At 35.9% G+C, this 16778-nt stretch carries 12 protein-coding genes; 6 read left to right on the forward strand and 6 right to left on the reverse strand.

The features are described from left to right. Nucleotides 1–48 precede the first annotated feature (48 nt). Together typA and mgtE are read right to left on the reverse strand one after the other, a co-directional pair. On the reverse strand, nt 49–1872 hold the full coding sequence (typA, locus tag B11cv2_RS00930; RefSeq protein WP_100692918.1) for a translational GTPase TypA: 1824 nt from the start codon (nt 1870–1872) through the stop codon (nt 49–51). Nucleotides 1873–2040: 168 nt separating this feature from the next. After that, nucleotides 2041–3420, reverse strand: coding sequence for a magnesium transporter (gene mgtE / locus B11cv2_RS00935; protein WP_100692919.1), 1380 nt, complete (start codon nt 3418–3420; stop codon nt 2041–2043). A 316-nt stretch (nt 3421–3736) separates the two neighbouring features. On the opposite strand from mgtE, the gene B11cv2_RS00940 reads away from it, so the two are divergent. After that, on the forward strand, nt 3737–5755 hold the full coding sequence (locus tag B11cv2_RS00940) for a M3 family metallopeptidase (protein WP_100692920.1): 2019 nt from the start codon (nt 3737–3739) through the stop codon (nt 5753–5755). 460 nt (nt 5756–6215) lie between these two features. On the opposite strand, the gene B11cv2_RS00945 is transcribed toward B11cv2_RS00940, so the two are convergent. After that, nucleotides 6216–7472, reverse strand: a complete 1257-nt coding sequence (locus tag B11cv2_RS00945) for a lytic murein transglycosylase (RefSeq protein WP_100692921.1) — start codon at nt 7470–7472, stop codon at nt 6216–6218. Nucleotides 7473–7725: 253 nt separating this feature from the next. On the opposite strand from B11cv2_RS00945, the gene galU reads away from it, so the two are divergent. Together galU and B11cv2_RS00955 are read left to right on the forward strand one after the other, a co-directional pair. Next, nucleotides 7726–8616, forward strand: coding sequence for a UTP--glucose-1-phosphate uridylyltransferase GalU (gene galU, locus B11cv2_RS00950; protein WP_100692922.1), 891 nt, complete (start codon nt 7726–7728; stop codon nt 8614–8616). A 39-nt stretch (nt 8617–8655) separates the two neighbouring features. Continuing rightward, nucleotides 8656–9651 carry an SIS domain-containing protein gene (locus B11cv2_RS00955; protein WP_100692923.1) on the forward strand — a complete coding sequence of 332 codons (996 nt, stop codon included), beginning with the start codon at nt 8656–8658 and terminating at the stop codon, nt 9649–9651. A 137-nt stretch (nt 9652–9788) separates the two neighbouring features. Here B11cv2_RS00955 and B11cv2_RS00960 read toward each other — a convergent pair whose 3' ends face one another. Further along, nucleotides 9789–10163 carry a hypothetical protein gene (locus tag B11cv2_RS00960; protein WP_100692924.1) on the reverse strand — a complete coding sequence of 125 codons (375 nt, stop codon included), beginning with the start codon at nt 10161–10163 and terminating at the stop codon, nt 9789–9791. A gap of 212 nt (nt 10164–10375) precedes the next feature. Here B11cv2_RS00960 and B11cv2_RS00965 point away from each other — a divergent pair, with 212 nt between their 5' ends. From B11cv2_RS00965 to guaB, 3 genes are all read left to right on the forward strand, one after another. Continuing rightward, nucleotides 10376–11758 (forward strand): sigma-54 dependent transcriptional regulator, encoded by a 1383-nt coding sequence (locus B11cv2_RS00965; RefSeq protein ID WP_100692925.1) that lies wholly within the window; start codon nt 10376–10378, stop codon nt 11756–11758. 340 nt (nt 11759–12098) lie between these two features. Next, nucleotides 12099–13670: a phospholipase D family protein gene (locus B11cv2_RS00970; protein WP_100692926.1), complete on the forward strand. Its 1572-nt coding sequence runs from the start codon at nt 12099–12101 to the stop codon at nt 13668–13670. Between the two features lie 148 nt (nt 13671–13818). Continuing rightward, nucleotides 13819–15318, forward strand: coding sequence for an IMP dehydrogenase (gene guaB, locus B11cv2_RS00975; protein WP_100692927.1), 1500 nt, complete (start codon nt 13819–13821; stop codon nt 15316–15318). A gap of 165 nt (nt 15319–15483) precedes the next feature. On the opposite strand, the gene B11cv2_RS07415 is transcribed toward guaB, so the two are convergent. Beyond that, nucleotides 15484–15633, reverse strand: coding sequence for a hypothetical protein (locus B11cv2_RS07415; protein ID WP_199570337.1), 150 nt, complete (start codon nt 15631–15633; stop codon nt 15484–15486). 249 nt (nt 15634–15882) lie between these two features. Continuing rightward, entirely contained in the window at nt 15883–16749 is an 867-nt protein-coding gene (locus B11cv2_RS00980) for a universal stress protein (protein WP_100692928.1), read from the reverse strand. Between the last annotated feature and the right edge of the window lie 29 nt (nt 16750–16778).

The raw sequence follows: 16778 nt of genomic DNA on the forward strand, positions 1-16778 counted from the left end.
TTAAATAAAATCAAACAGAATAGTACATTAAGGTAAAGAGATTCATCATCAGGCAAGTGATGAACGTGTTTTTTCGAAACGTTTACGTTCATTTGGATCTAGGTAGAGTTTACGCAAACGAATATTTTTAGGCGTCACTTCTACTAGCTCGTCATCTTGTATCCATGACAGTGCACGTTCTAAGGTCATTTTGATTGGAGGGCTTAATTTTACAGCTTCATCTTTACCAGAAGCACGCATGTTTGTTAGCTTCTTCCCTTTTAAAACATTTACTTCTAAGTCATTATCGCGTGAGTGTATGCCAACAATCATACCTTGATAAACTTTTACGCCAGCATCGATCATCATAGGGCCACGATCTTCAAGATTAAAAAGCGCATAGGCAACAGCTTCACCATTATCATTTGAAATCATTACACCATTGGTACGGCCACTAATTTCTCCCTTATAAGGCTCATAGGCATGGAAAAGACGATTCATAATTGCTGTACCACGTGTATCTGTTAAAAGTTCAGATTGATAGCCAATAAGTCCGCGGGTTGGTGCATAAAACACAAGGCGTACACGATTTCCACCTGATGGACGGAGTTCAATCATTTCTCCTTTGCGTTCTGACATTTTTTGAACAATAGTTCCAGAATATTCTTCATCAACATCGATTACAACTTCTTCAATTGGTTCTAAAGTTATTCCATTTTCATCTTTTTGCATGACTACACGTGGTCGTGAAACACTTAGTTCAAATCCTTCACGACGCATATTTTCAATAAGAACTGCAAGCTGTAATTCTCCTCGTCCTGAAACATAAAAAGAGTCTTTATCAGCTGATTCCTCAATTTTAAGAGCTACATTTCCTTCTGCTTCTTTTAACAAACGGTCACGGATAACTCGACTTGTTACCTTATCTCCTTCTGTACCAGCAAGGGGGCTATCATTCACAAGAAAGCTCATAGTAACAGTAGGGGGATCAATTGGTTGAGCAATAAGAGATTCATTGACGGAAAGATCACAGAATGTATCAGCAACAGTTCCTTTTTGGAGTCCTGCAATTGCTATAATATCCCCAGCAGCACTTTCTTCAATAGGCTGTCGTTCTAATCCACGGAATGCTAAAATTTTTGAAATACGCCCAGTTTCTAAAAGTTTTCCATCTTGTCCCAGAACTTTAATATTTTGATTGGGTTTAATTGAGCCCGAATGAACGCGCCCTGTAATGATTCGTCCCAAAAAAGGATCGGCTTCAAGGATCGTACCGATCATGCGGAATGGTCCTTCAGCAATGGTTGGTGTAGGTACATGACGTACTACAAGATCAAACAAGGCACTTAATCCTTTATCTTTGGGTCCTTCAGGAGATACAGCCATCCATCCATCACGACCTGATCCATAAAGAATAGGGAAATCCAATTGTTCATCGGTTGCGTCAAGAGCTGCAAAAAGGTCAAAAACTTCATTGACAACTTCATCAGCTCGGGCATCAGGTCGATCAATTTTATTGATTGCAACAATAGGACGTAATCCCACTTTTAACGCTTTTCCAACAACAAATTTGGTTTGTGGCATAGGACCTTCAGCAGCATCAACAAGGACAATAGCTCCGTCTACCATATTAAGGATACGTTCTACTTCACCACCGAAATCGGCGTGACCAGGGGTATCAACAATATTAATTCGGGTATCTTTCCAAACAACAGATGTTACTTTTGCTAGAATTGTAATACCGCGTTCTTTTTCGATATCATTTGAATCCATCATGCGCTCGCTTGTGCGCTGGTTATCACGAAAATTTCCTGATTGTTTGAGGAGTTCGTCTACAAGTGTTGTTTTACCGTGGTCAACGTGGGCGATGATAGCAATATTACGCAATTGCATAAATTTTCTTCTTTTCGTTTAATGATTTTCGTTTAATGAAATTTTCTTTGAAGTAAAGCTTTTCTCTTTACAGTTTCAGATCTTTTACAGTTTTTTTTAGACTTTGGGAAGAGGAAGAACATTTTTTATAAAAATGACAGGAGAGATTTTAATACGTGCCATATTAAATTAAAGTAAGATCCCAGTTAAAATAAAAGAAGCAACGGAAAAGTAGATTATAATACCCATGACATCTACTAAGGTTGCAACAAAGGGAGCCGAAGCACTTGCTGGGTCAAATTTAAAGCGTTTAAGAATAAAGGGAAGCATAGATCCGACTAAAGAACCGAATGTAACAATTCCAACTAAAGCTATTCCTACAGTTATAGCAATAAAAAACCAATAATCACCATAGTTATAAATTCCGAGTTGTTGCCAGACAGCAATCCGTATAATACCGATGATTCCGAGTAAAATACCAAGGGAAATGCCTGTTGGAATTTCACGAATAATGACTTTCCACCAGTCTTTGAGTGTGAGTTCCCGTAAGGCTAATGCACGAATAATAAGAGATGTTGCTTGTGAACCAGAGTTTCCTCCTGAGCTCATAATAAGAGGAATGAATAATGTAAGAGCAATTACTTTTTCAAGTTCTGTTTCGAAATATTGCATGGCGCTTGCTGTCAACATTTCACCCGTAAAGAGTAAAGCCAGCCAGCCACCGCGTTTTTTCATCATCCCAAAAAAATTTATCTGCATATATGGTTTATCTAAAGCTTCCAGTCCTCCAAATTTATAGGCATCTTCACTCATTTCATCGACCATAGAGTCAAGCACATCGTCAACTGTTACAATACCAATCACATGATTACTGTCATCAATAACTGGTACAGAAAGAAGATCATGACGTTGAAAGAGACGAGCAATATCTTCGTGGTGTGTAAAGGGTGATATTGTTATAGGTGTATCGTGTGTGGAGACGTTTAAAATTTTATCATCAGGTGAGGCAAGAATAAGGTTACGGAGAGAAACGGCTTTGAGAAGGGTACTTGTTTTCGGATCGATGACATAACTTGTGTATACTGTCTCACGTGTTCTTTCAACATCCCGAATATGATCTAAAGTTTTTTTTACAGTCCAATTCGCTGGTACTGCTATAAACTCTGTTGTCATTAATGCACCAGCTGTATGATCTGGATAACTGGTAAGTTTTTTGAGTTCAGTCCGAGTTAAAGGTTTTAGTAAAGCATAAAGCCGTTTACGCGTTTCTTGATTCATTTCTTGGAAGACGTCCGCAGCAGCATCTGCAGACATACCGTCAAGAATTTCGACAGCAAGATTCACGGGCAAAAGTTCAAGAATAGCAGCTGGGCTTTCAAGTTCTGGTTTGTCAAAAAGTTCAATGGCATAATCAATAGGCAAAAGACTGAGGATAATTACCCGTTCCATAATATCAAGATCATTAATGATATCAATCGAGTCGGCAAAATGAAGATTTTTTAATTCTTCAGCAAGGGCTTCAGAAGGTAAATCTTTGAGGTTGCTAGTAGATGTTTTGATTTCAGTCATAGCGAAGTGCCTTCTAAAAGATTAGAGATATATAGATAGAATGAATCAAAATTATAGACAACTTAGAATACAAGTTTTTCAATTGTTAATATTCAAAATAAAGTCAAGGATAGATTGCAATTTGTAAAAACTGTAAACAATTTCATGAGGCCAGAAAAAGAATTTTTTGTGCATATTCCAGAATAATAAAATAATATTTTTATATAAAAATTTAAATTTACAAGGATATTTTAGAGTATAAAGTTATTATTAACAGGCCATATCACATAGGTGACTATTTGATTTTAAATTTATTAATATAGGCAAGTATAATATTATGACACAAGCAGCAATATTCGACTGGATGGAATCGTCAGGTTTTCCTGATTTTTCTTCAATAAATGATGATGATTTTAAACCTGCTTTTGAACAGGCACTGAAAGAGGCTGAAGAGGAAATAGAAGTTATTGCTGCTTTGGAAGAATTACCAACACTTGAGAATTTTTTGCAGCCTTTTGAGCTCGCTGGTAAGAATCTTGATCGTGTATGCTCTATATTTTTTCTGCGTGCGAGTGCACACAGTAATGAATTGATTCAAAAATTAGAACAAGAATTTGTTGTTAAACTTTCACGTTATTCTTCAAAAATTATGATGGATACGCGGATATTTGCGAAAATGGATATGCTCTATAAAAAAGCACAGCAAGGTTTGTATGACCATGAAACTGAACATGTGCTTGAATTAGGGTGGAAGAGATTTGTTCATAATGGTGCAAAACTTGATGAAAAGGGTAAAAAACGTCTTGTTGAAATTGATGAAAGGCTTGCCCTTTTAGGCGCTACTTTTGGTCAGCATATCTTAAAAGATGAGGCTGAATGGATTTTGTTTTTGGAACAAACAGATTTATCTGGTTTACCAGATGATCTTATTGCTTCTATGAAAGAAATTGCTTGTGAGAGAGGCCGTGAGGGACTGTATGCATTAATCTTAACGCGCTCGATTGTTGAACCTTTTTTAAAATTCTCTCATCGTCGTGATTTGCGTAAAACAGCTTTTCAAGCTTGGTCTCAACGGGGTGAAAATACTCATGATAATAAAGCAATTATTGTGGAGATGATTGCACTTCGGAGCGAAAAGGCAAAATTGTTGGGGTATAAATCTTTTGCCGATTTGAAGCTTGACAATACTATGGCTAAAAATGTTGATGCAGTTATGAATTTGCTTATCCCTGTATGGGAGCGGGCAAAAATTAAGGCTGCTACTGAACAAGCTGAATTACAAAATTTTGCAAAAAATCAAGGAGATAATGAGCCTTTAAAAGCTTGGGATTGGCGTTATTATGCTGAAAAGTTGCGCACTGAGAAGTTTTTATTTGATGAAACAGAAGTAAAATATTATTTGCAGCTTGATCGTATGATTGAAGCAGCTTTTTTCGTTGCAAAAAAACTTTTTGGGATTTCATTTGAAGAAAAAACTGATGTTGCACTTTGGCATTCTGATGCACGTTTATGGGAGGTCAAAAGTTCTGATGGAAGTTTACTTGGGCATTTCATTGGTGATTATTTTGCACGTTCTTCGAAACGATCTGGAGCATGGATGAGCAGATTACAATCACAGCATAAATTGAATGGAGGGCAAAAGCCTATCGTTTACAATATATGTAATTTTGCGAAGCCTTCTAAAGGGAAGCTTGCTCTTTTATCACTTGATGATGCACGCACACTTTTCCATGAATTTGGGCATGCGTTGCATGGTTTGCTGTCTGATGTTACATGGCCATCTGTTGCAGGAACATCAGTTGTGCGTGATTTTGTTGAGCTTCCTTCTCAACTTTATGAGCATTGGTTAATTGTACCAGAAGTGTTACAATCATATGCTACGCATGTGGAAACAGGTATTCCTTTGCCGCAAGCTTTGTTGGATAAAATTCTGTCAGCACATACATTTAATGCCGGTTTTAATGCTGTCGAATTTCTTTCATCTGCTTTAGTAGATATGGCTTTCCATCAAGAAGAAAAAGTGATGGATCCAATATTTTTTGAACGTAAGGAACTAGAAAAATTAGGAATGCCTGATACAATTGTTATGCGTCATCGCCCTCCGCATTTTGCGCACATATTTTCAGGTGATGGTTATGCAGCTGGTTATTATTCTTATATGTGGTCAGAAGTCCTTGATGCTGATGCTTTTCAAGCTTTTGAAGAAACAGGTGATGTTTTCAATCCAGAACTTGCTGGTCGATTACAGCGTTTTATCTATTCTGCTGGAGGAAGTTATGATCCTGAGAAACTTTATAGATCTTTTCGAGGGCGATTACCTTCAGCAGAATCAATGATAAAGAAACGTGGATTGTAAAGATAAAGTAGGGTGTCGATATACGATTTTATTTGCAGATAAATTAAGACATTGATGAAATACTATGATTTTTGAAGTCTAGAACTAAAATTTTGTATGTTATCTATTTTAGTGTTAGCTTTAACGAAAACTCATATTTCTTACGATCACTAAATGGTAAGTCTATAGTTTTGAATAATTTTATTAAAATTTTTTAGAGATATGCTTGTACTTGAACAATGCAACGAGGTCTTTATTTTTGAAAAACATAGTTAGCAATTATAGAGTTTCTTTACTAATTGCATAATACATTTCATAAAATGAAGGTTTCACTTCAATTTATTTTAGGAATCTTTTTATCAACAAGAAAATCATCTTGAAACTAAGAATTTTTTCCCATTTTAAGATGTTAGATAATCATTAAGAAAAATAAAAAACTCAATAAATCAGCTAAACACAAGACCAGTGTTTGACTGTGAGGCTATTGTTTTCTTATATGAGAAAGAGTTTCGTAGTTTGGATATCCATTTTCTTCTAAACCATGACGTAATTGAAAAGCTTTAATCGCTTTCTTAGTAGCTGTACCAATTTTACCATCAATTTCTCCGTCATAATCTCCAAGTTTTGCTAAACGAGATTGCAATTCTATACGCTCTTTGAAAGTAATAGGTTTAAATGGTCGATTCCAATCTTGAAATAATTGAGGGTGTCCAGCAATACGATCGGCAAGAAGGCCAACAGCAAAAGCGTAACGATCTGCATTATTATAACGTTTAAGCACAAAGAAATTTTTTGTTACCAGAAACGCAGGCCCTTTTGGACCGTCAGGAAATTTCAATATTGCTTGTTCAGATAAAGAAGGAAAAGGTTTTCCATGTGCGTGTTGAACACCTAATTCTTTCCATTGTTTAAAGGATAACCAATTTTCAGGTAATGTTTTGTTATTTGGTAATTTAACTTCAATTCCCCAGATAAGATTAGATTGCCAACCATTCATATGGAGAAGGTTAGCAGCCGTAGCAAGTGAATCGGGAATCGAATTCCAAATATCAGAGTGTCCACTTCCATCCATATCAATAGCATAGATGAGATAACTGCTTGGAATAAATTGCGTATGTCCTAATGCTCCTGCCCAAGATCCCACGAGTTGAGAACGGTCAATTTCACCGCTTTGTAGAATTTTCATTGCTGCAATAAGTTGCGTGCGTGCATATTTTTGACGTTTTGGGTCAGCATAAGCTAAAGTTGCCAGTGAACGGATAGCATCACGCATTACGCCTTTGTTTGTTAAAACTTTTCCATAGTTGCTTTCCATAGACCAAATAGCGAGGAGGAGATTATGGTTAACACCAAAACGCTTTTCAATTTTTTGTAACCACTGTTGCCATTTTTTAGCTTGCTGTTTTCCTTCTACAATTGCATCGTCATGAACGCGATTATCAAAGTATTCCCATGACATATCAACAAACTCTGGTTGATATGCTGCTTTTTTTAAGACTTCTTGGTCAATTGTATGAATTGTTTTAAAAGCTATATCAAATGTGGATGATGAAATATTGTTGGCTAAAGCCGTTTTTTTAAATTCATTGATCCAGTGTTGAAAAGAATTATCTGCATATGTAAGCGAGGAAAAAACTATTGGAAGAGTCGCAAAGATAGAGAGTAAGCAAATGAAAAGTAACCTTTGATTTATAGTTTTTTTTAAAAAAAATAATGGACTAAATTTTGTTGTTTTCATTTTTTCATTTTCATCTATGTAAAAAGGACCGGATATGCAGCTACTTTACTTTGTATTTAATAAAATTTATATCAGGTCAAGTAAAAGTTGTCTTAAAATGGAGCAATTTAATTAATTATTGCGTCCTTTCTATGTTTATTATATGAAAATCCGGAAAATAGAACATTTTTATTTATTTGTAGTTAAAATATAATGATAAATTGTATTAGAGGATTATCTAACAAATATTGTATTGGTAAGTAGGAAGATGAATGTGTGTAAAATCCGTAAGGCAGTATTTCCTGTAGCGGGTCTTGGTACTCGTTTTCTTCCAGCGACAAAAGCAGTCCCTAAAGAAATGCTAACGATTGTTGATAAGCCTGTTATTCAATACGTGGTAGATGAGGCACGTGAAGCAGGTATTGAGCATTTCATTTTTGTTACTGGGCGCAATAAGGCAGTTATTGAAGACTATTTTGACGCTCAGGTTGAATTATATACAGTCCTTGCAGAATGTCAAAGAATAGAGGAGCTAGAGTATTTAAAAAATTTGCAATTACAGCCAGGAATGACTTCTTTCACTCGGCAACAGGAGCCTTTAGGATTAGGGCATGCTGTTTGGTGTGCGCGTGAGCTTGTTGGAAAAGAGCCTTTTGCTTTATTATTGCCGGATATGCTCATGCAAACTAAAAAAGGCTGTCTTTCTGAGATGATGCATCTTTATGAGAAAACAGGAGGAGGTAATATTATTGCTGTTCAAGAGTGCAATCATGAAGAAGTGTATAAATATGGTATCGTAGGAAAAGGAAAGCAGGTCGCAAATGGTTTTGAAATCACACAAATGGTAGAAAAACCAGCTATAGAAAGGGCTCCATCTAATCTATATATTAATGGGCGTTATATTTTGCAGCCAGAGATTTTTGATATTTTATCTAATCAAAAACGAGGAATGGGAAATGAGATTCAATTAACAGATGCTATGGTGCGACTTTCAAATGAACAAACTTTTTTTGGTTTTCAATTAGATGGGCGCACTTTTGATTGTGGGTCTAAAATTGGCTTTGTTGAAGCTAATGTTGCATTCGCTCTCTCACGTACCGATATGCATCAGCAACTTTTTACATCGTTGAAAAACTTACTTGCAAAAATTAACGTTGAAAAATGATATAGACTTTGAGTATAATTTCATTTACCGAATTTAGTTATGACGATACAGTCTTCTCACACATTAAATCTACAAAATGCAATTATCTTAGCGCTTAAAACTATTTCTATTGAAAAACGAGGGCTTAAAGCTCTTGAAAAGGCTTTTCAAGAGAACTTGGCAGCTTCTTTTAAAGCAGCTGTCCAAGCCATCAGCAATGCAAATGGTCATGTGGTAATTACTGGTCTTGGTAAGAGCGGTCATATAGGGACAAAAATTGCTGCGACTTTAGCTTCAACTGGAACACCTGCTTTTTTTATCCATGCTGCGGAAGCTAATCATGGTGATCTTGGTATGATTGGTTCTGGTGATGTGATTCTTGCTTTATCATGGTCTGGGGAAACTACAGAGTTAAGTGGTATTATAAGCCATGCTGCACGTTTTCATATACCACTAATTGCGATAACATCTGGTGAGCACTCTATATTAGGGCAGCAAGCTGATATTGTGTTATTATTGCCAAAAGTAGAGGAAGCTTGTCCTCATGGGCTTGCTCCGACAACTTCAACAACTATGCAATTAGTGATAGGAGACGCATTAGCTATTGCTCTTTTGGAAATGCGAGGTTTTACTGCGACTGATTTCAAAATTTATCATCCTGGGGGATCTCTTGGGGCAAACCTTAAATACGTGCGCGATATTATGCATCAAGGTAATCGCCTTCCTTTAGTTACGCAGGGAGTATCTATGACAGAAGCTATGGAGGTATTGGTTAAAAAACACTTTGGTTGTGTTGGTGTTGTAAATCCAAGAGGTGAATTAATCGGGATTATAACAGATGGCGATCTTGTACGCAATATTCACAATGATTTGTCACAATTCAATGTTGATGAGGTAATGACTAAAAATCCCAAGACTGTTGGCCCAGATACACTCGTTGGTGCAGCAACAGCATTTATTAATGATCATCATATTGGAGCATTTTTTGTGATTGAAAATAAAAAGCCTATTGGAATCGTTCATTTTCATGATCTTTTGCGTATTGGTGTGGCATGAATTAATTAATACTAAGGGGCCAATATTGTTTATCAGCAAAAAATAATGAGATAATAGCAGTAATTTCCTCACAGGAAGAAAGAACTTTTTCCTGTGAGGGTATTTTTTATATTTTTATAAAAAGTTTTAAATTTTATTTAGGTTTTGCGTTTGAGGAAGAATTGTGAACCAGTGTTTGATGTACAGAGGAGTTGCATTGTATCATTAGATACTGTGCAACTTGCTCTAGAAACTGTTCCACGAACAAGCGAGTATATCTCAATTTCTACATGGTGAGTGTTGATATAATTGTAGGTACCTTCGGAAAGTTTTTCTCTTGTATCTGCTGCTCTTGTTTCAAAAATACCACCACGAAAAGAAGAAATAATACCGTTTGTGTCGATCCATTCTCCATCAATTCCGGTTGGCATATTGTTGATAAATAAGAATTTATTGTGATTTTGCAAAGAATTGCAAGCAACTAATATCAAAGCAATTATTGTCAGGTATAAAATACAGCAAATATGTTTCATGTTTTTTACTCTATATGTTTTCGTTTTCTTTATTACTTTTTATGACAAGCTTAAAGTAAAAGCAAAAAATTGAAAAGACTCTTAAACATTGTGTTTAATGAATAATTTGATAAAATTAGCATGCCGGTTACAAAAGGTAAAATATATTTTGTGGTTTGTAATGAATCTTATTATAAATATATTTAGTAGTCTCAGAGGAGATTATTAAAGCTATGGTTGGTCCTATTCTCGTTGCGGGCGAAGATCATAGAAAGCGTGCGGAGCTTTCTACTATGCTTCGAGGATTTGGCTACCGCGTTATTGAAGCAGAAAATAGCTTACGCATAATTGATCTTTTATATAGGCGTAAAAATATTACGTTTGTGTTGCTTGATATTACTATTAGTGATTTAAGCGTAAGTGATCTAATTAAAATGATTAGAATGGCTCGAATCTCTATTCGAGTCATTGTTATAGCAAAACAAGATAATCAAGAATTAATTCAAAAAGCTTTAAAAGCTGGAGCTATTGATTATTGGGTTTATCCAGTTACACCATTACGATTGAGAGTTACTTTGAATAATCTTGCGTTCATTTCCGCATTAGAAAATGAAATTCAGTATGTTCGTAGGCAAAAAGAAAATCATTTACGATTTTTTGATATCTATAAAAAAAGCAGTGTAATGCAGGCCATTTTAGAACAATCAAAAAATGCAGCAACTTCTTTTCAGAATCTTTTGATAGAAGGTGAAGTAGGGACTGGCCGTGAGAAATTAGCCCATATTATTCACGATGAAAGTTTTTTTTCGAAGGGAAATTTTGTTCGCTTCCAATGTTTACCAGTTTTTGATCCAGAGGAAGAGAATCGTTTTTGGTTTAAAGAGTTTGTACCGCTAGCTTCTTCTCTTAAGCATGGGACGCTTTGCTTATGTGATATTGATCGATTGGAGCCAATACAGCAAAAACGTTTTGCGCATTATCTTCGAGAGAGAGCAGAAGCAACAAAAGATAAAAATCTACCTTTTCGCATTATTGCTCTTTCAACATCACGTCTTGTAGATTTAGTTCAGGTAGGTTTTTTTACACATAGTTTTTTTGAACAAATTTCCCAATTATATATTAGTATACCTGCTTTGCGAGAGTTAAGGGGTGAACTGCCAGAAATTTCTCAGTGTTTGATTGACCATATTATTGCTGAAACGGGGCAACACCATGTACATGGTTTAGCAGGGACAGTTATTTCTATGTTTATGCAGTATGATTGGCCTGGTAATTATAGAGAACTGGAAAATTTGCTATTTCGTGCGGTTTTGATGAGCGAAGGACCATTGTTAACTGTGAGAGATTTTCCGCAATTAATAAAAAATTCACACATGAATATTTCAAAGATAACTGATAATGATATTCAAGAACGCTATGAGAGAAAATTTATACGACTTTTTAATGTTGATGGGCATGTACGCACTTTTTCTGAGATGGAGTGCGATATTATTAAAAAGGCAGTTGCACATTATAAAGGACGTATGAGTGAAATTGCTCGACGTCTTCAGATTGGACGTTCTACTCTTTATCGTAAAATAGAGGAATTGAAGACAATAAATAATCAAAAGCAGTAATAAAATCTTTAACAAAACATCTATACATACAAATTAGAATAGTTCAACAGAGTATGATTTCTTATCATCAAAAAAGAAGTCTTTTTAGCTATAAAATGAAGTGTCATTTATTGTAATGATTTGCTTATTTAAAATATTTTCAGACAACGATAGTAAAGTTGCTTAGAATTTTTGAATATGAACATCGAAGTTTCAAAAAATAATGATGTTTTTTGTTATATATTATAGAAAGTGATCACATTCTTTTTTCTACAGATTAGAAGATAGAGTCATTGATTCTAATGTTTTTTTACGTATTTATTGTAGTGTATGATCTTTTTTAGAAAGAAAGTTTTTCTCTTTGACTCTATTAAACATTATTGTTGGCTTCGCTGCACTTTTCGTTATTGCTTCTATGTTAGCAATTTATACGTATGGTTGTTTCATTAGAAGTGCCAGAGGAGAGTCTTCTTATGCACTAAGTGTTGAGAAAAGTGAGACTGAAATTGATCGTGTAGTGAGCCGATTAGCAAAAGAGACAAATGGAGTGGGAATTGATAAGGATGCTCTTTCACTTATTGTAAGCAATCTAGATGCATTTTGTGTTCGTGCGATAGGTGCAGCAAAAGCTGGACGCAGTCTTGATCTGATGTATTACATTTGGAATGATGATTTAACAGGCCGTTTGCTGCTTAGCGAAGTAGTTGAGGCAGCTGATCGTGGTGTACGAGTGCGTCTTCTTTTAGATGATATTAATGCTCAGGGGCGTGATCCGGCTTATGTTGCACTTGATAAACATCCTTATATCGAGGTGAGAGTGTTTAATCCAGGGCGCGTACGTAAAGGTGGTTTACGCCGTGGTTTAGAGATTATATTACGGGCGATTATGGTAACGCGCAGAATGCACAATAAAGCCTTTATTGTTGATGGGCGTATAGCTTTAGTAGGAGGGCGAAATCTTTCAGATTCTTATTTGGGTGTAAGTAAACAGTCAAGTTTTCGAGATTTAGATCTCATGTTAATTGGGCCATCGGTTAAAAAAATAGAAACGATCTTTGATAATTTTTGGAATAGCGCTGTGGTTTTACCGATTCATACTTTGGTTGTTCCCGACAGAGAAGGAGATCTCGATATTTGGAAAGCTAAATTACGTAGCTTCCGTAACTCAAAAGTTGCTAAAGTTTATTTAACTTATGTTAACAAGCATATCAATTTTGAATATTTTACTCAAATAGGCAAACGATTATTTGTGGCAGATAAAGTTGATGTTCTTTCAGATCCTCCAGAAAAGGCATTACGGAAGCATACGGCAAATTGGCTGATGGAAGCCCTTTCACAGGTTATTGATAGCGCAAAAAAAACAATTCAGATTACATCGCCTTATTTTGTTCCGGGTAAAGAAGGAACGCGGAGTTTCCGCAATTTGGTATCAAAAGGTATTAATGTCAAAATTCTTACTAATTCGTTGGCAGCTACTGATGTGGCCATTGTACATGGAGGTTATGCGCCTTATCGTAAAGTATTATTGAAAAGTGGTGTTCAACTCTATGAACTAAAACCGGATGGAGGAACTCACCGATTGCGGTTGTTTAGGTCTAATAAGGCGAGTTTGCATACAAAAGCTTTTTTAATTGATTGTAAAACTGCTTTTATTGGATCTTTAAATTTTGATCCTCGTTCCGTTTCATTGAATACAGAAATGGGGATTCTTTTTGAGTGTCCCCCAATTGCAGCGAGATTAGATTTGCTTTTTTCTGAAGAAACGACCGGTGAAATGAGTTATTGTTTACGTCTTGGTGATAATGATCGTATTTACTGGGATTTTATTGAAAATGAGAAAAAACACAGCGTTGATTATGAACCAGAAAGTAATTTGAAGCGTCGTGCATTTGCAAAAATAATGAGTTGGTTGCCCATTGAGTCGCAGTTATAGATTGTACACGTTCTATTTTAGAAAAATATTTATTTTCTCTTTTCATTTTGTCGGTCACATGGCATAATTGACCGCCAATTCATAACTTAAAAGAACTAAAGTTGCCCCCATAACTGTCACAGTGTTTGAGTATTAGAGGAATTTGGCTATGGCAAAAATTATTGAAACAAGCACAGGTGCATTGGCACTAACCTTTGATGACGTGCTTTTGCAGCCAGGTCATTCTCTTGTTATGCCTAACCAAGTGGATCTTAAAACCCGTATTGCAGCAGATATTGAGTTGAATTTACCACTCCTTTCTGCTGCAATGGATACGGTAACAGAGTCTCGTTTAGCAATTGCTATGGCTCAAGCGGGTGGTCTTGGTGTTATTCATCGGAATATGTCTCCTGCCGAGCAAGCTGAAGAGGTACGTCAAGTGAAGAAATTTGAATCCGGTATGGTTGTTAATCCAGTGACCATTGGTCCTGATGCAACGCTTGAAGAAGCCAAGGATTTGATGCGTTCTCATAGTATTTCAGGTATTCCAGTTGTTGAAAGTGGTGCTAAAGGCAAAATTTCTGGTCGGCTTGTTGGCATTTTGACGAATAGGGATGTACGTTTTGCATCAGATCCAAAACAAAAAATCTATGAATTAATGACGCATGAAAATTTAATTACAGTGCGTGAAAATGTTCAACTAGATGAAGCAAAATATCTTTTACATCATCATCGTATTGAAAAGTTACTTGTTGTAGATGAACAAGATCGCTGTGTTGGTTTGGTGACAGTTAAAGATATTGAAAAGGCACGATTAAATCCGAATGCTGCAAAAGATTCTCAAGGTCGTTTGCGTGTTGCTGCCGCGAGTAGTGTGGGGGATGAAGGAATCGAACGTGCTGAACACTTAATTGATGCGGGCGTTGATCTGTTAGTGATTGATACGGCTCATGGCCATTCTCAACGTGTATTGGATATGGTCAAACGTATTAAAAAGATGACCCTTTCTACGGTTGTTATTGCTGGTAATGTAGCAACTCCTCAAGCCACACAAGCTTTAATTGATAGTGGTGCTGATGCGGTAAAGGTTGGTATTGGGCCTGGTTCTATTTGCACAACGCGAATTGTTGCAGGTGTTGGTGTTCCTCAACTTGCAGCTATTATGGGAGCTGCAGAAATTGCTGATAAAGCGGGTATTCCTATTATTGCTGATGGGGGTATCAAAGCTTCCGGTGATTTGGCTAAAGCTTTAGCAGGTGGTGCTTGTGCTGCTATGATCGGTTCTCTTCTAGCTGGTACAGAAGAAAGCCCAGGAGAAGTTTATCTCTATCAGGGCCGATCCTTTAAGGCTTATCGTGGTATGGGGTCAGTTGGTGCTATGGCAAGGGGATCAGCAGATCGTTATTTTCAGGCTGAAGTTCGAGATACACTCAAATTAGTTCCTGAAGGTGTTGAAGGACAAGTTGCATATAAAGGCCCCATCGCTTCAGTTTTACATCAACTGGCAGGTGGATTGCGTGCTTCTATGGGATATGTTGGAGCACAAGATTTAGCTGAATTTCGTGAAAAAGCAACTTTCGTACGTATTACCAATGCTGGTCTTTATGAAAGTCATACACATGATGTTGCTATTACGCGTGAAAGTCCGAATTATCGTGGTCCTATTTGATACGTAAAGGTTATCAGTACTTAGAATGAAGTAATTAAGGTATTGATTACTTTGTAAATAGTTTTCCTATTTAATTATTTCAGACTCAATAAAAGGAAAGAATTGGAGTATTAATTTCCAATTCTTTCTGGAAGTTGTAGTTATGTAGAAGTTATATAAATAAGATTAACTTTTTACGTTCTTCCGTCCTGTTTTTGATGCATATTGGCGATTGTTAGCCATATCACTTTGGACGGATTTCTTGCTACCGTTTGAGGGCATTTTATTTTGGCTGCTTTTGGATGTAGTTGTTTTTCCATGACTAGAAGTTTTCATTATTTTCTCCTTTTTAATTATTTGGCATATACCAAGTGTAAGACAAACGGTCATACTAAAGAGTAGTTCCAATAATTTTCTAAAAAGTTTGCTTATGCTTTTTGAGGAGAAGAGATAAATCTATATAATGTTTTTGGATGTATTTTCATTTTTCACAGAAAAATAAAATTCTATAGAGTATCATCTTTTGGATATTTATAGTTGCTTATTTAGGCAATAAACATTTGTTTTTACTGATTTGATAACAATTTATAATTCTCTCATAATCATGACCGGAATAGGTGTGTTGTGGAGGATAGTTTGACTTTTAGAGCCAAATAAAAAATTGTGTATTTTAGAATGATGGAAAGCACCCATCAGGAGCATATTTAGATTAAGTGGTTCTATATTATGAAGAACCATTTCCTCGAAATTAATTTCTGTTTTAAGCGATTCAACATTAAATCCTGCAGATTGTAAACGCGCTAAGGCTTCATCAAAGCTATTTTGTATGGTTTGTGTTTGCTGTTCTGCCATTCCTAATATAAAGGTTACATTTTTAAAAAATTCTTGTGTGCAAATAAAATCAATAGCTTTCATAATTAATGGACCACCATCAAAGGCTATTAGAATTCGTTGAATATTCTGGAAGTGGCGGGAGGCAACTAGAATTGGAAGTTCAGAAGAGCGTACGACATTTTCAAAGTTGAGTCCTAACCGCTTTTTATCAAGTCCTGTTTGTTCACCACGTTTTCCCATTACAATCATTGATGATTGATGGCTATAAATATTTAATGCATCTAAAAGAGTTCCATGACGCAGGCGTATTTCAACTTCGATTTGACTCTGAGAGTTGAGATAATTTTTGGCTTCTTCTAAAACGGTTTGTCCAATTTTTTGAGCAAGAAGCGCTTTAGCAAGAGTGGGATCTTGTTGTGCTAGGAGCGATGGATTCAGGATATTGCTGTTAATATCCATCTGTTGCGTATCTGGTAAATGAATTTCTTCTTCTGATTTGTCTAATACATACAACAATCGAATTGTTGTTTGCATAGATTTAGCAGCCCATAAAGCTAAATCACATACAGGATTTGCATATACTGAAGAATCAATAAGAGCGAGTATTGGTTTTGTCATTGCTAGTGTCTCAATGTTGTCATATTATA

It is taken from the genome of Bartonella sp. 1-1C, assembly GCF_002810325.1.
In the GTDB taxonomy this organism is placed as follows: Bacteria; Pseudomonadota; Alphaproteobacteria; order Rhizobiales; family Rhizobiaceae; genus Bartonella; species Bartonella rochalimae.

What these genes read in the sequence shown, in the direction of transcription:
- typA (WP_100692918.1), bottom strand. Translation starts at nt 1,872, where the DNA reads ATGCAATTGCGTAATATTGCTATCATCGCCCACGTTGACCACGGTAAA.
- B11cv2_RS00945 (WP_100692921.1), bottom strand. Translation starts at nt 7,472, where the DNA reads ATGAAAACAACAAAATTTAGTCCATTATTTTTTTTAAAAAAAACTATA.
- B11cv2_RS00940 (WP_100692920.1), top strand. Translation starts at nt 3,737, where the DNA reads ATGACACAAGCAGCAATATTCGACTGGATGGAATCGTCAGGTTTTCCT.
- B11cv2_RS00955 (WP_100692923.1), top strand. Translation starts at nt 8,656, where the DNA reads ATGACGATACAGTCTTCTCACACATTAAATCTACAAAATGCAATTATC.
- guaB (WP_100692927.1), top strand. Translation starts at nt 13,819, where the DNA reads ATGGCAAAAATTATTGAAACAAGCACAGGTGCATTGGCACTAACCTTT.
- B11cv2_RS07415 (WP_199570337.1), bottom strand. Translation starts at nt 15,633, where the DNA reads ATGAAAACTTCTAGTCATGGAAAAACAACTACATCCAAAAGCAGCCAA.
- B11cv2_RS00965 (WP_100692925.1), top strand. Translation starts at nt 10,376, where the DNA reads ATGGTTGGTCCTATTCTCGTTGCGGGCGAAGATCATAGAAAGCGTGCG.
- B11cv2_RS00960 (WP_100692924.1), bottom strand. Translation starts at nt 10,163, where the DNA reads ATGAAACATATTTGCTGTATTTTATACCTGACAATAATTGCTTTGATA.
- B11cv2_RS00980 (WP_100692928.1), bottom strand. Translation starts at nt 16,749, where the DNA reads ATGACAAAACCAATACTCGCTCTTATTGATTCTTCAGTATATGCAAAT.
- mgtE (WP_100692919.1), bottom strand. Translation starts at nt 3,420, where the DNA reads ATGACTGAAATCAAAACATCTACTAGCAACCTCAAAGATTTACCTTCT.